The 14830-nt window shown below is 64.9% G+C and carries 13 protein-coding genes and 1 pseudogene; 6 read left to right on the top strand and 8 right to left on the bottom strand.

The genetic code is table 11. The features are described 5' to 3' along the window. The 3 genes from A7D16_RS21305 to A7D16_RS05750 all read right to left on the bottom strand — a co-directional run. Nucleotides 1-142: transposase (locus A7D16_RS21305; protein ID WP_147308512.1), on the bottom strand; the 142-nt coding region annotated here is incomplete at its 3' end. 528 nt (nucleotides 143-670) lie between these two features. Beyond that, a complete protein-coding gene (locus A7D16_RS05755) occupies nucleotides 671-895 on the bottom strand; it encodes a YbdD/YjiX family protein (RefSeq protein ID WP_016904074.1) in 225 nt (74 codons plus the stop codon). Next, entirely contained in the window at nucleotides 895-2967 is a 2073-nt protein-coding gene (locus tag A7D16_RS05750; RefSeq protein ID WP_064630684.1) for a carbon starvation CstA family protein, read from the bottom strand. Before A7D16_RS05750 ends, A7D16_RS05755 begins: the two co-directional genes overlap by 1 nt. A gap of 236 nt (nucleotides 2968-3203) precedes the next feature. Between A7D16_RS05750 and A7D16_RS05745 the strand changes: the two genes are divergently transcribed. Together A7D16_RS05745 and A7D16_RS05740 are read left to right on the top strand one after the other, a co-directional pair. Then, complete coding sequence (locus tag A7D16_RS05745; protein WP_064630682.1) at nucleotides 3204-4061, top strand: pirin family protein; 858 nt, start codon at nucleotides 3204-3206, stop codon at nucleotides 4059-4061. A 33-nt stretch (nucleotides 4062-4094) separates the two neighbouring features. Further along, nucleotides 4095-4530: pseudogene (locus A7D16_RS05740) on the top strand (OsmC family protein). Nucleotides 4531-4829: 299 nt separating this feature from the next. On the opposite strand, the gene A7D16_RS05735 reads toward A7D16_RS05740, so the two are convergent. The 3 genes from A7D16_RS05735 to nfi form a co-directional block, all read right to left on the bottom strand. Further along, nucleotides 4830-5291: a hypothetical protein gene (locus A7D16_RS05735; RefSeq protein ID WP_064630680.1), complete on the bottom strand. Its 462-nt coding sequence runs from the start codon at nucleotides 5289-5291 to the stop codon at nucleotides 4830-4832. A gap of 247 nt (nucleotides 5292-5538) precedes the next feature. Continuing rightward, entirely contained in the window at nucleotides 5539-6429 is an 891-nt protein-coding gene (locus A7D16_RS05730; RefSeq protein WP_064630678.1) for a pirin family protein, read from the bottom strand. A gap of 131 nt (nucleotides 6430-6560) precedes the next feature. Then, nucleotides 6561-7268 (bottom strand): deoxyribonuclease V, encoded by a 708-nt coding sequence (gene nfi / locus A7D16_RS05725; protein ID WP_064630676.1) that lies wholly within the window; start codon nucleotides 7266-7268, stop codon nucleotides 6561-6563. Nucleotides 7269-7371: 103 nt separating this feature from the next. On the opposite strand from nfi, the gene gpmA reads away from it, so the two are divergent. From gpmA to A7D16_RS05705, 4 genes are all read left to right on the top strand, one after another. Continuing rightward, the gene (gene gpmA, locus A7D16_RS05720) at nucleotides 7372-8121 is read left to right on the top strand and encodes a 2,3-diphosphoglycerate-dependent phosphoglycerate mutase (RefSeq protein ID WP_064630674.1); all 750 of its coding nucleotides are present in this window, start codon (nucleotides 7372-7374) and stop codon (nucleotides 8119-8121) included. A 148-nt stretch (nucleotides 8122-8269) separates the two neighbouring features. Further along, nucleotides 8270-8587, top strand: coding sequence for a hypothetical protein (locus A7D16_RS05715; protein WP_064630699.1), 318 nt, complete (start codon nucleotides 8270-8272; stop codon nucleotides 8585-8587). A 286-nt stretch (nucleotides 8588-8873) separates the two neighbouring features. Then, a complete protein-coding gene (locus A7D16_RS05710) occupies nucleotides 8874-10976 on the top strand; it encodes a M13 family metallopeptidase (RefSeq protein WP_064630672.1) in 2103 nt (700 codons plus the stop codon). Between the two features lie 230 nt (nucleotides 10977-11206). After that, on the top strand, nucleotides 11207-12769 hold the full coding sequence (locus A7D16_RS05705) for a phospholipase D family protein (protein WP_064630670.1): 1563 nt from the start codon (nucleotides 11207-11209) through the stop codon (nucleotides 12767-12769). A gap of 115 nt (nucleotides 12770-12884) precedes the next feature. Here the strand turns inward: A7D16_RS05705 and A7D16_RS05700 are convergent, their stop codons facing one another. Both A7D16_RS05700 and A7D16_RS05695 read right to left on the bottom strand, forming a co-directional pair. Then, nucleotides 12885-14024 (bottom strand): protein-glutamate methylesterase/protein-glutamine glutaminase, encoded by a 1140-nt coding sequence (locus tag A7D16_RS05700; protein ID WP_064630668.1) that lies wholly within the window; start codon nucleotides 14022-14024, stop codon nucleotides 12885-12887. Beyond that, the gene (locus A7D16_RS05695) at nucleotides 14021-14827 is read right to left on the bottom strand and encodes a CheR family methyltransferase (RefSeq protein WP_064630666.1); all 807 of its coding nucleotides are present in this window, start codon (nucleotides 14825-14827) and stop codon (nucleotides 14021-14023) included. The genes A7D16_RS05700 and A7D16_RS05695 overlap by 4 nt, the downstream gene beginning before the upstream one ends. Nucleotides 14828-14830 lie beyond the last annotated feature (3 nt).

Genomic DNA, 14830 nt, shown 5'->3' with positions numbered 1-14830 from the left:
CATGTAGCCGGTAGGTCGCTGCCCAACGCCTGACCGTAGAGAAATCCAGACCATAACTGCGGGCCACCGCCTTGAGCGAGATTGAGGTCTTGCAGGCCTCCTTGGCGACCTGAAGTTTGAAGCGTGCATCATATCGATTCATGAAATCCTCGGAGTTGGACGGGGTGTCCAACTTCCGGGGGTCACTTCACTATGGGGGCTCGGTGGCGGCATCCATGCCGCCAACGGTCCCGCAATCGGTAAGGACACCGCACCAGATAGTTCACCGGTAGCGTTATTGAAGAAAGAAATCACTGCACCAAGCGGTCGGCTGGTGGTTTGTTGAAGAGCGTGACGCCGAGTTGCTAGCTTGCTGGTTGCTTGTTGAAAACGCACCGACCATCGTGACTGGTCCTTGCCCGCTCACCGTCGCGGGACCTTGAGCGGCATGGATGCCGCGCCAGAGCCTCCAGGGACGGATTCACGGCGTGTCCTGCGATAGTGGGCGGGCAAGGGCCCTGCACCCAAGCTCCAGATCAGCCGCTCTGCAATCGACCTGCCGTATTGCCTGATCGCGCCGAAAATAAGCGCTGTCGCATCTACATCAAAACAACAGGGCGCGATTCGCATCGCGCCCTGTTGCGTTTTCAACTTCTCGATCAACCGATCAACCGATCAACCGATCACCAAATCAACAACAACGAAACCCACTCTTGCCGCCATACCGCGCGTCCTGGCGTTCGCGGAAGAAGGTGGGGTAGTCCATCACCGGCTTGTCCGGATGTTTTTCCAGCATGTGGCGCACGTAGTTGTCGTAATCGGGGATGCCGCAGCACAACCGCGCGGTCTGGATCAGGCGTCGCCAGATGCGGCGATGCACCTGATATTGACTGGCCAGGACAAGTTGCGTGCCCATTACAGGTCTGCCATCTGGTGCGGCTGCAACGCCACGTACGGAGTTTCGCGGTCGCTACGCTGCGGGTTACGGCGTGCCACCACGATCGTCTTGATCGAATAGATCAGGATCGAACCCACCACGAACAGAAATAGCACCGTCAGCCCGGTGTTGACGTAAGCGTTGGTGACGATCTGCTGCATCTGCGGCACCGTTTTTGCCGGTGCGGTGATGGTGTTGCTGGCGATGGCGTCCTGGAACTTGTGCGCCTGCGCCAGGAAGCCCTGCGCCGGGTTGCTGTCGAAGATCTTGATCAGCCCCGCGTAGGTCGTGCACAGCAACAGCCACAGCGCCGGCACGATGGTGACCCAGGCGTAGCGGTCGCGCTTCATCTTGAACAGCACCACCGTGCCCAGCATCAGCGCGATGCCTGCCAGCATCTGGTTGGAGATGCCGAACAACGGCCACAAGGTCTGGATGCCGCCGAACGGATCGATCACCCCGGTGTAGAGCAGATAGCCCCACAGTGCCACGCACCCGGCGGTGGCGATGATGTTGGCGGTCCACGATTCGGTCTTCTTCAGCGCCGGGATGAAGTTGCCCAGCAGGTCCTGCAGCATGAAGCGGCCGGCGCGGGTACCGGCATCCACCGCGGTGAGGATGAACAAGGCTTCGAACAGGATGGCGAAGTGGTACCAGAACGCCATGGTGTCTTCGCCGGGCAGCAGCTGATGCAGGATCTGCGCGATACCCACGGCCAGCGTGGGTGCACCGCCGGCGCGCGCCAGGATGCTGTGCTCGCCGATATCGCGCGCGGTGGCTTCCAACACTTCGGGGGTAATGGCAAAGCCCCATTCGGACACCTTGGCCGCGACCGCCACGGTGTCGGTGCCGACCAGCGAGGCAGGGCTGTTCATGGCGAAGTAGATACCCGGCTCGATGATCGAGGCGGCCACCAGCGCCATGATGGCCACGAACGATTCCATCAACATGCCGCCGTAGCCGATGTAGCGCATGTGGCCTTCATTGGCGAGCAGCTTGGGCGTGGTGCCGGAGGCGATCAGGGCATGGAAGCCGGACACTGCGCCGCATGCAATCGTGATGAACAGGAACGGGAAGATGCCGCCCTTCCACACCGGGCCGTCGCCGGTGGAGGCGAACTGGGTCAGCGCCGGCATCTTGAGGTCCGGCATCACCACAAGAATGCCGATGGCCAGCGCCAGGATCGTGCCGATCTTGAGGAAGGTGGACAGGTAATCGCGCGGTGCCAGCAGCAGCCACACCGGCAACACCGAGGCCACGAAGCCGTAGCCGATCAGCATCCAGGTGATCTGCTTGGCAGTGAAGGTGAAGGCCGGGCCCCACGTCGGGTCGGCGGCGACCTTGCCGCCCAGCCAGATCGCGCCCAGCAGCAGGATCAACCCGACCACCGAGATCTCGCCGATCTTGCCGACGCGGATGTAGCGCATGTACACGCCCATCATCAGCGCGATGGGCATCGTGGCGATGACGGTGAACATGCCCCACGGGCTTTCGGCCAGTGCCTTGACCACCACCATCGCCAGCACCGCCAGGATGATGATCATGATCAGGAAGGCGCCAAACAAGGCGATGGTGCCGGGCACCTGGCCCATCTCTTCGCGTACCAGATCGCCCAGCGAGCGGCCGTTGCGGCGGCTGGACAGGAACAGCACCACGAAGTCCTGCACCGCACCGGCAAACACCACGCCCACCACCAGCCACAGCAGCCCGGGCAGGTAGCCCATCTGCGCGGCAAGCACCGGGCCCACCAATGGCCCGGCGCCGGCAATGGCGGCGAAGTGATGCCCGAACAGCACGTGCTTGTTGGTGGGCACGTAATCCAGGCCGTCGTTATTGGCGACCGCCGGGGTGGCGCGGGTGATGTCCAGCTGCATCACCTTGTCGGCGATGAACAGGCTGTAGAACCGGTAGGCGATCAGATAGATCGAGACGGCGGCCACCACGATCCACAACGCGTTGATCTGTTCGCCGCGCCTTAGCGCCACGGTACCCAGACAGAACGCGGCCAGCAGCGCGAGCGCGCCCCAGGCCAGCTTCGAGAACCCTTTCATGCATGCCCCTCAGGAACGATTCACTCAAGGGTCACCCCGTGCCGGGCTGCGGTCAATGGCAGCGCTCCGCAGCGGGGTAAAACTTTGGTCGTAGGGTCGTGGCGCGACAGATGCGCTAGTCGCTAGTCGCCAGCCGAAGGCCGGCGTTTGGAACGATCGGTTGCAATGGTCGCGGTTGGGCAGCGCGGTACCTGCACCCATCATTGGCGCTAGGCCACAGCGCACAGGGACAAGCAATGAGCACCACGACCACCACAGCGGCGCATGTGCTGCGCACCATCCGCGGCCTGCCGACCTCCGACGGCGCAGGCGTCAAGCTCACCCGCGTGATCGGCACCCAGCAGCTGCCGGAGCTGGACCCGTTTCTGATGCTGGACGAGTTCGGTACCGAAAAGGCCGAAGACTATATCGGCGGTTTTCCCAGCCACCCGCATCGCGGCTTCGAGACGGTGACCTACATGCTCGACGGGCGCATGCGGCACAAGGACAACCACGGCAACGAAGGCCTGCTGACCCCGGGCAGCGTGCAGTGGATGACGGCGGGACGCGGCCTGATCCACTCGGAAATGCCCGAGCAGGAATCCGGGCGCATGCGCGGGTTTCAGCTCTGGGTGAACCTGCCGACGCGCGACAAGATGAGCGACCCCAAGTACCAGGAATACGCGCCGGACCACATTCCGGTGGCGCATCCGGCGCCCGGTGTCACGGTCAAGGTGATTGCCGGGGCGGTGGGCGATGTCGTCGGCCCGATCGTGCAGCCCGCGACCAGCCCGGTGTATCTGGATATCGCCTTGGAGCCGAACGTGGAGTGGGATTACCTGCTGCCCGGCGGTCACAACGCGTTTGCGTATGCCTTCGAAGGCGCACTGACAGTGGGCGAGGGCGATGCAGCGCGCGCGTTGCCGGCGCAGGAACTGGCGGTCCTCGGTGGCGGCGAGCGCCTGCATGTGCGCGCCGGTGCCGATGGTGCGCAACTGATCCTGGTCGCAGGCCGCCCGCTCAACGAGCCGGTGATGCGGCATGGCCCGTTCGTGATGAACACCAAGCAGGAATTGATGCAGGCGTTCGTCGATTTCCAGGAAGGCCGGTTTTGAACCGGCGCGGCTGCACGACAGTGGGAGCGCGCAATGAGTGACCGGCCTGTCAGCGTCAGCACCGGCGCGGTGCCGTACACCGTCAGCATCCACGATGGGCAGCACACCTGGAGCGGCGACACGCAGCCGGCCAACGGCGGCGCCGACGCCGGGCCGGACCCCGAAGCGCAGGTGTTGGGTGCGCTGGGTGCGTGCACGGCCATCACGGTGTCGATGGTGGCCGCGCGCAAGCCAGTGGCCGCTGACGGCGGTGCACGTGCATCTGCACTACACCCAGCGCGGTGCCGCCGGCACGGCGATCACCCGCGAAATCGTGCTCGACGGTGCGCTGGATGACGCACAGCGCACACGCTTGATGGAGGTGGCCGACAACTGCCCGATCCATCGCCTGCTGACGGGCGAGGTGCGCATCGAGAGCCAGTTGCAGGCCGCAAGCGGCACCGGCGGCACGGCGATTCCGGGAGGCTGACAAACGCTGCCGTTGTCGCCGAGTGGACGGATGATGCGATCGGAATCGGAACGAGCGATCGCTACGCTGGCTGCTAGAGCCCAGTCGCGATGCCCGGGCTCAACGTTAGAGAAAAAGCATCTTCGCTGGCGCTGACGTCTGCATGACGCTGGCGCAGACATGCGAGCAGGTGACGGTGATCCGCAGCGGCACGGCCGGCCGCAACCGTGCTGCCAGATGCGATCTGCAGCGTACCGGGCCACCCGGCGCGCTGCAGGGGCGCTATATCGACAGCCAGCAGTGCTGCACCATGTGCTGCGTCAGCGCTGCAGCGCCAGGCTGGCGGGCTGCAGATCCATGTTCTGCACCATCGATTGCATCGAGGCGAGCTCTTCGGTGCTGGCGCCGTCGATCCACAGCTGCGCGTAGCGTTTTTTGCCCAGTTCGACCACGGTGACGCGGCGCGATTCCATGCCCGGCATGTCGCGGCCGCCCAGATCGAGCTTGTACCAGTAGAAATCTTCCTGCTGGATCTGGCCCTTTTCGGCACGGCGGTCGCGTGCCAGCGTCATGGCCGGGTCGCGGGTGGTGAGCATCACCCCGACGACTTGCCGTCCATCGGCGGTCACTGCCTTGCAGACCAGGTAATCGGCACCTGCAAGCTCGTTCCACTGCAGGTTGGACGCCGGCGGCAGTGGCGGGCAGACCGGCGAGGTCTGGGCATGGGCGGTGGCAGCGGCCAGCAGCAAGCTCAGGCCGACAAGGCAGAAGGCAGACTTCATACACGATTCCCCGGCATTGGATGACGATGCGGGCGCGCCGATCTGGTGCCGCAGCAGTGCCTCAAGCTCCCCGCTCAAAACCTGCCGTCCACGCAACGCGCTCCGTCTACACGTCCATCACTACCACAGTCTTGCGAATCAGCTCAAGCGATGTCGCAAGCGACAGTGGCATGGCATGTGCGGCGTGGCACTTCCGTTACGAGACCTGGTGACCGGGCTTGCCCGCACGCATGCGGCGCGCACGGTTTCAAGGGTAATCAACCGGCTTCGGCGCCGGGGTTTCAGGCAGCGGAATGAACTCCTTGTCGTCGCCGGGGATGCTGCCGAAGCGGCCGGCCTGCCAGTCGTCCTTGGCCTGCTCGATGCGTTCCTTGGAGCTGGAAACGAAGTTCCACCACAGATGGCGTGGCCCATCCAGCGGCTCGCCGCCGAGCAGCATCGCCTTGAGCGGGGTCTTGGCGCGCAGGCGGCCGCGGGCGCCGGGCGAGGGCACGATCAGGTGGCGTGCCGGCACATCGGCGCCATCCAGCTGCGCTTCGCCTTCCAGGATGTACAGGGCGCGCTCGGCGTGGCCGGTGTCCAGATCCAGCTCGGCATCGGGCGCCAGATCCAGCGCCACATTGAGCGTGCCGCTGAACACCTGCACCGGCGATTCCTCGCCATAGGCGCGGCCGGCGATCACGCGCAGCCAGACGCCGTCGCGGTGCCGCTGCGGCAGGCTCGCCGCAGCGTGGTGGTGAAACGCCGGCGCGGTTTCCTCGGCCGAACGTGGCAAGGCAATCCAGGTCTGCATGCCGTGCAACGCATGTTCGCGCGCTCGCGCCGGGCCGGGCGTGCGCTCGGAATGGGCGATGCCGCGGCCGGCGGTCATCCAGTTGACGTCGCCGGGGCGAATTACCTGATCCGAGCCCAGCGTGTCGCGGTGGCCGATCTCGCCTGCCCACAGAAACGTCACAGTCGCCAGGCCGATGTGCGGGTGCGGGCGCACGTCGATGCCGTGCTCCGGCTCCAGCACGGCCGGGCCCATATGGTCGACGAACACGAACGGGCCCACACTGCGCGCCTGCAGAGTGGGCACCGCGCGACGTACTTGCAGTCCGCCGATGTCATGCACGCGCGGGGCGATCAAGATGGTCATGGCGGCGGCTCGTGACGGACGCGGAGCCAGAGCTTGGCATGCGCCAGGCGCTGCGTGCGCGTGTCTGGCGGCGACGCAATGTTCTGTGCGCGGCGTGCGAACGAACGCGCCGTGGTGGCGCATCTGGCTGGCTACAGCAAATTTGTTTGGGTGGGGACATCGACCGCGCCACGGCGCGAGGCGAGCCGGTCGGCCAGGCGCGTGGGTTCGGGCAGGCGGTACGCGCGCAAGGTGCGCAGGGTCCAGTCGAGTGCGCCCTGCATCGACATGCGATGCCCGGGCGAGACGATCAACGGATTGCAGCGCGGTTTGCTGCGCAATGCCCAGCCGATCTGCATGCCACCCAGCAGGATGGGAGTGTGGTCGCCGCGTTCGGGGCCGGGCTCGGCGAAGCTGCCGGCCAGGCGTTGCTTGGCGATGCCGATGCACGGCAGGCCTGTCACCACGCCGAAGTGCGCCGCGATGCCGAGCTTGCGTGGATGCGCGATGCCCTGGCCGTCGATGAAGACCAGATCCGGTGCGCGCGACAGCAACGCCAATGCCTGCAGCAACGCCGGCAATTCGCGGAAACTGAGCAGGCCCGGTACGTATGGCATCGAGGTGGGCACGCGCGCCACATGCGCTTCCAACGCGAGCAAGGTCGCTGCATCCAGCAGCACGGCGGCGGCACGTGTGGTCTGGCCATCGTCTTCGAAGCCCACATCGAAACCGGCCAGCAGTTGCGGCGCTGCGGCGACTTGGTCTTGCAATACCACGCGGTGTGCCAGTTGCTGCTGCAACTGTCGCGCCTGTGCGGCGCTGCCGTCCCAATCGGCGAATACCGGAGCGATGCTGGACATGGCCGCAGCATCGCGCCCCGCACGTGGGCAGATCGTGCACGCCAGCGATGCGCTGGCTGCCGCTACAATCGCAGGCTGATCGGCCCCCAATCGGAGAACCGTAGTGACCCGCAAACTCGTACTGCTGCGCCATGGCCAGAGCCAATGGAACCTGGACAACCGTTTCACCGGCTGGGTGGATGTGGAACTCACCGAGCAGGGCCGCCAGGAAGCTGCGGCGGCCGGCAAGCTGATGAAGGACGAAGGGCTGCAGTTCGATGTTGCCCACACATCGGTACTCAAGCGCGCCATCCACACGTTGCAGGGCGCGTTGAAGGAACTCGACCAGGATTGGTTGCCGGTGTCCAAGAGCTGGCGTCTGAACGAGCGCCACTACGGCGGCCTGCAAGGCCTGGACAAGGCCGAAACCGCAGCCAGGCATGGCGAGGAGCAGGTCAAGATCTGGCGCCGCTCGTACGACATCCCGCCGCCGGCGATGGACGTCAACGACCCGGGCCATCCGTGTCACGACCGTCGCTACGCCACGCTCGACCGCAATGCGTTGCCGGGAACCGAATCGTTGGCAACCACGCTGGTGCGTGTGCTGCCGTATTGGCACGACGCGATTGCCCCGCAGTTGAAGGCCGGGCAGACCGTGCTGGTGACCGCGCACGGCAACTCGCTGCGTGCGCTGTACAAGTACCTCAACGAGGTCTCCAACGAGCAGATCCTGGAGCTCAACATTCCCACCGGCATCCCGCTGCTGTTCGAACTGGACGACAACCTGCAGGTACGTAACTTCCGTTACCTGGGCGACCCGGAAGCGGCCAAGCGCGCGGCCGAAGCAGTGGCCAACCAGGGCAAGGCGAAGTAAGCGCCGCTGGCGGTTGAAGCGCGGCGTGCGTTGCGCGCAGCGCTCGTCTTGTGTGGCACGCCGCCCCAAGAGGCTGCGCGCCGTGGTGAATGGAAGCGGTGTGTGGGCGTGAATCGCGCACGCGCCGCGTTGGTGCAGGCGAGACATGATGTCCGGCAAACGTAGAACCCAGCAGATGACTGCCACTTACTGTCGCGCGTATCTGGTGACCGTTGGGATGTTGTTGGCCGGTGGAAGCGGTGCAGTTGCGGTGTTGACCGGCGCCAGCATCTCCGGCCCCGGGCTGGCACTGGCCTTGCTGATCTGCATGCTCGGTGTGGTGTTGCTGGCGATGGGTCTGTTCGGACCGGTACGGCAGATGGAAGCGTGGGCCGATGCGGCGTCCGGGCATGAGGTCGCCCTGGTGCTGATGGTGGTGGCGTATCCGGTGTACGTGGTGATGGCGCCGTTCTACGCGCGCCGGTGACTGCATGCGATGGCGCGCGTTGTGCCCGGGATGCAGGTATTGGGTGAGACGGTCGCAGCGTCCGTGGCAGACGCGCCAGCGGCCTGTCGTTGCAATGACGTTTCGATAAAGCGCGGCAACGGACGCTAGAGCGTTGCGGTGCCGCTGCAGTGATCTGGTGTGGCCGGTTGCAGAGCGACTGACGAAGGAGCGAGCGCCGCTTGATGCGCTGCTCTTCGCTGGCGGCTCCCGACGGGCTGCCGACTTTTTTCGACCGCGCATGCGCGGTCATGCCTTGGAGAATTCAATGAAGTTGAGCAAGTTCGCCCCGCTATCGCTTGCGGTGGCCATCGTGGTCGCGTTGTCTGCATGCGGCGCCTCCGACGACACTGCCAAGGGGGCGCCCACCGCCCCGCAGGCTGCGCCGACCAAGGTCGATGTGTCCAAGCTCGATGCGCCGATCGTGGCGTTCGGCAGCGGCGATCTGGATCCTGCCATCAATGCATGCCAGGACCTCAACGGCTTCGTCAACGCCAAGTGGCTCAAGGCCAACCCGGTGCCGTCCGATCGCACCAGCTGGGGCAGTTTCGAAGTGCTGGCCGAGCGTTCGCTGACCATCCAGCACGCCTTGGTGGAGCAACTGGCACGCGGCAATCTGTCGGCCGGCTCGGTGGATGCCAAGATCGCCGACCTGTGGCGCACCGGTTCGGACGAAGCGGCGATCGACACCGCCGGCATCACCCCGCTGCAGCCGCAGTTGAAAGCGATCGATGCGCTGACCGATGCGCCGGCCATCGCCGCGTGGTTGCGCAACAGCTATGCGCAAGGCCAGGGCTTTGTGTTTTCGTTCGGCGCCAATGCCGACTATAAAAATTCCGAGCAGATGATCGCCTACGCAGGGCAGGGCGGTTTGGGTTTGCCCGAAAAGGGCTATTACACCGATCCGGCGCAGGCCAGGATCCGCGAACAGTACGTGGCCTACATTGCGCGTGTGCTGGAACTGTCCGGGATTGCTGCGGCGCAGGCGGCCACCCAGGCCAAGGCGGTGATGGCGTTCGAAACGCGGCTGGCGGCCGCGTCGCTGTCGCGCATCGAATTGCGCGACCCTGCCAAACGCTACAACCCGGTCGATGTGGCCGGTGCCAACGCGGTGACGCCGCACTTCGACTGGCAGGCATTTTTCAGCGCGCTCAAGGTCCCGGCCGGCACGTTCTCGCTGAGCCAGCCGGGTTATTTCGCCGAGCTCGATGCGATGCTGGCCGACACGCCGGTCGATACCTGGAAGGCGTATCTGCGCTTCCATAGCGTGGACGAGGCGGCGCCGTATCTGGCCAAGCCCTTCGAGCAGGCCAACTTCGACTTTTACGCCAAGACGCTGCGTGGCCAGAAAGACATGCTGCCGCGCTGGAAGCGCACCTTGAACGCCGTCAACGAGGCGATGGGCGAGGCGCTGGGCCAGCTGTACGTGCAATCCGCATTTCCCGCCGAATCGAAAGAGCAGATGCAGCAGCTGGTGCAGAACCTGTCGGCGGCGCTCAAGGCGCGGCTGGAAAAGTTGGAATGGATGAGCGCTGAAACCAAGCAGCGCGCCCTGGAAAAGTGGGCCAGCTTCACTCCCAAGATCGGCTACCCGGACCAGTGGCGCGATTGGTCTGGCCTGGAAACGCGTGGCGATGGATTCCTTGCCAACATGCAGGCCGCGCAGGCGTTCAATTATCGCTACATGCTGGACAAGATCGGCAAGCCGGTCGACAAGCGCGAGTGGCACATGACGCCGCAGACGGTGAATGCGTACTACAACGCGACGCGCAACGAGATCGTGTTTCCGGCGGCGATCCTGCAGCCGCCGTTCTTCGACCCCAAGGCCGACCCGGCGCTCAATTACGGCGGTATCGGCGCGGTGATCGGGCACGAAATGATGCATGGCTACGACGATTCCGGCAGCCAGTTCGATGCCAAGGGCAACTTCGATACCTGGTGGACCGATGCGGACCGCAAGCTGTTCACCGAGCGCACCGACCAGCTGGTGGCGCAGTTCGACGGCTATGAAGCGATCGAGGGTGTGCATGTCAAAGGCAAGCTCACCCTGGGCGAAAATATCGGCGACCTGGGCGGCCTGACCGTGGCCTACGACGCCTTGCAGATGGCATTGCAGGAGCAGCCCGCTGCCAACAAGGAGATCGACGGCTATTCGCAGGACCAGCGCTTCTTCATGAACTGGGCCACCGTGTGGCGTCGCAATTTTACCGATGGCGAATTGCGCGTGCGCCTGAATACCGATCCGCATGCCCCGGCGAATTTCCGCGCCAACGGTGCGCCGTCGAACATGCCGGCGTTTGCGCAGGCGTTTCAGTGCAAGCCCGGCGATGCGATGGTGCGCGGCGACAAGGAGCGCGTGACCATCTGGTAAGCCTGGCATGGCGCGCGCGAGCGGTTGCTCTGGCAACGCTTGCGCAGCACAGCTGAAAACGCCGCAAATTACCGTGGTTGCGCGGTGAGGCATGCAGTCGTCTGGTCGGTCGCTTGCAACACAACTGCCTGGTTTTCACCTGTATTGTCGGGCCTGCTTGTAGCAGCGCCTGCACACCAGTGTGCGTGCACGCCCTCTACACTGCCGCGCTGTGAAGTGCGGAGCCGGTAGTGACGAAGCGTAAGGTTTTCAAATGGGGCGGCATTGCGCTGGTGCTGCTGGTGCTGGCCAGCACGCTGTCGCTGTACGGCTACGGGCGCTTTGCCGACCGCCAACGCGGCCCGGTCAGCCATGCACTGCCTGCCACCGGGATGGCGACCCCCATCGACAAGGTGGTTGCGCCACTGCAACAGGCGCACACCGACCAGACCGGCATGGTGATCCTGCCGGACAACATCGATGCGTTTGCGGTGCGTGCACTCACCGCGCGTGCTGCCGGGCGCAGCCTGGATCTGCAGTACTACATCTGGCATGCCGATTTCACCGGCAACCTGCTGCACAACGAGTTGCTGCGCGCGGCCGATCGCGGCGTGCGCGTGCGCTTGCTGTTGGACGACATGAATATCCACGGCAGCGATTCGGTGCTGGCCGCGCTGGACAGCCACCCGCTGATCGACATCCGCCTGTTCAACCCGACCCGCGCCCGCGAAGGGACCTTGATGCGCGGTGTGGAGATGGTGCTGCGCATGTTCAGCATCAACCGCCGCATGCACAACAAGGCCTGGATTGCCGATGGCCGCATCGCGGTGGTGGGTGGGCGCAACGTGGGCGACGAATACTTCGATGCGGCGCGCGACACCAATTTCATGGACATGGACGCAGCGCTGATGGGGCCGGCCGTGGGCCAGGCCGAGCAGGTATTCGACGCCTACTGGAACAGCCCCAACGCCTTGCCGCTGGCCGCCCTGGTCACCGCCAGGCCGCAGGCGTTGGATGCGCTGCGCGGCAGCCTGGATGCTGGCATGGCATCGGCGCGTGCGAATCCGTATGTGGAACGCCTGCGGCGTTCGCCGAGCGTGCGCGAACTGATGCAGGGCGACCGCCCGGTGCATTGGGTATCGCAGGCGCGCATCGTCTCCGACCCGCCGGAAAAAGCAGAAGGCGCACCGCCGCAAGCCGACTGGATGACGCCGGTGCTGATTGGCGAAATGGTGCATGCGCAGCGCGAACTGAAAGTGATTTCGCCGTATTTCGTACCGGGTGCCGACGGCATGCGCTGGATCGGCGACCTGCGCCGTCGCGATGTGCGGGTGAGCATTCTGACCAACTCGCTGGCGGCCAACGACGTGGTGGCCGTACATAGCGGTTACGCCGACTATCGCGTGCCGCTCTTGCAACAGGGCGTGCGGCTGCACGAACTCAAGCCGATGGGCAAACCGGAGGGCAGCCTGTTCGGTTCGAGTGGCGCCAGTCTGCATACCAAGGCATTCGTGGTCGACGACAGCAGCGGTTTTATCGGCTCGTTCAACCTCGACCCGCGCTCGATGAACCTCAATACCGAAATGGGCCTGCTGTTCAACGACCGTGCGGTGACCGCAGAACTCGAGCGGCTGTACAACCGCAAGGTCAGTGCGCCGGTGAGTTATCGCGTCACCCTGGACCAGGGCGCACTGCGGTGGCACGACGATGCGGCGCAACCGCCCGAGGTGTGGTCGCGCGAGCCGGCAGCGAGCGTGTGGCGGCGTGGCACCGCGACGGTGATGGGCTGGTTGCCGCTGGAGTCGCAGCTGTAGCTGGTTGCTCAGCGGTTGCCCTCATCCGCCCTTCGGGCACCTTCTCCCGCAGGCGGGAGAAGGGAGTGCGGTGGCCCGGTCAGATCCGTTCGCGCGTGACGCGGACGTCCGTTGGTTATTGCAGCTGCGTCACGATCTCGCGTGCCATCGCACCCAGCGGCAGGATGCGGTCTGCACCGCCGCGCTTGATCGCTTCCTTGGGCATGCCGAACACGATGCTGGTGTGTTCGTCCTGCGCCACCGTGCGTGCGCCAGCCTGGCGCATTTCCAGCAGGCCGGCGGCGCCGTCATCGCCCATGCCGGTCATGATGATGCCCAGTGCGTTGCTGCCGGCCGCACGCGCGGCGGAGCGGAACAGCACATCCACCGACGGGCGGTGCCGATTCACTGGCGGGCCTTCCATCACTTCGACGAAATACTGCGCGCCGCTACGGCGCAGCAGCAGGTGCTTGCCGCCGGGCGCGATCAATGCGCGTCCCGGCATCACCCGGTCGTTGTTGGCGGCTTCCTTGACGGCGATCTGGCACAAACCATTGAGACGCGCAGCGAAGGCGGCGGTGAACTTCTCCGGCATGTGCTGCACGATCACGATGCCGGGGCATACGCGCGGCAAGGCGGTAAGCACTTCTTCCAGTGCCTGGGTGCCGCCGGTGGAGGTGCCGATGGCCACGATGCGTTCGGTGGTCTGCGCCAGGGCGCGCCCGCTCTGCGCCGGCAGGATCACATCGGCAGTGTGTTTGACCTCGGCCTCCAGCGGCGCCGCAGTGACGCGTGCGGCCAGTCGCTTGACGTTGGCGCGCGCCGCGCTGCGCACCGTATTGACCAGTTCGTCGGCAGAGTCGGTGAGAAATTGCTTGAGCCCCAGCCGTGGCTTGGTCACCACTGCCACTGCGCCGGCGGCCAGTGCATCCATGGTGACGCGTGCGCCTTTTTCGGTGAGCGTGGAGCAGATCACCACCGGGGTGGGGCGCTCGCTCATGATCTTGCGCAGGAAGGTGATGCCGTCCATGCGCGGCATTTCCACGTCCAGAACGATCACGTCAGGCCATTGCTGGCGCATCTTTTCGATGGCCAGCAGCGGGTCGGCGGCAGTGGCGATGACCTCGATGCCGGGCGCGTCGTTGAGTACGCCCAGCAGCACCTGACGCACCACCGCCGAATCGTCGACCACCAGGACCTTGATGGCGTTGCTACGGGCAATAGGGGGGGTGGTGGGGCGATTGAGCGCTGTCGACACGGTGAATCCTTGGGTCATGCCTTGCGGAAAATCGAGGGTGCCACCTGGACCAGATCGATGTCGAGTTCGCTCAGGCTTTCCGAATGGCCGATGCAGAAATGCCCGCCCGATTTGAGATTGGACAGCACGCGCAGGATCACTTCGCGCTTGGTCTGGCCGTTGAAGTAGATCATCACGTTACGCAGAAAAATCGCATCGAAACTGCCCAAGGCCGGCAACGCGGTATTGAGGTTGGCATGCACGAACTGCACGCGCTCGCGCAGGCGCCGCTCCACCAGCAAGGTGCCGTCGTACTCGCCCTGGCCACGCAGGCAGTAGCGTTTGAGATACGCCTGCGGGATGCCGTCGATGCGTTGCAGCGCGTAATGGCCAGTGCGTGCCTTGGCCAGCACACGGGTGCTGATGTCGCTGCCGACCACCTCGAACGGGCGGCCCTGCAAGGTGTCGTCCAGCACCATGGCCATGCTGTAGGCCTCTTCTCCGCTGGAACTGGCGGCGCTCCAGCAGCGGAACGGCAGCCCGCCACGGTGTTCGCCGGCCAGCTTGCGCAACAGCTCGAAATGCTTGGGCTCGCGGAAGAAGTAGGTTTCGTTGGTGGTGAGCAGGTCGATCGCGGTCTGGATCTCGCTGCGGTCCTGGCGGCTTTCCAGCAGCTGCAGGTACTGCGTGTATGTGCTGAACTGATGCTCGCGCAGGCGCTTGCCCAGGCGGCCGCACAGCATGGCCTTCTTGCCGGAAGAAATGCTGATGCCGGCCGCGTCGAAGATGAAACGCTGGAAGCGGCCGAACTCCTGTTCGGTGATGGCGGTGGCGGTACTCATCGG

It is taken from the genome of Xanthomonas nasturtii (assembly GCF_001660815.1).
Classification (GTDB): domain Bacteria; phylum Pseudomonadota; class Gammaproteobacteria; order Xanthomonadales; family Xanthomonadaceae; genus Xanthomonas; species Xanthomonas nasturtii.
The sequence above is the reverse complement of the archived record's forward strand: the minus strand, read 5'-3'. Positions and strand labels throughout refer to the sequence as shown.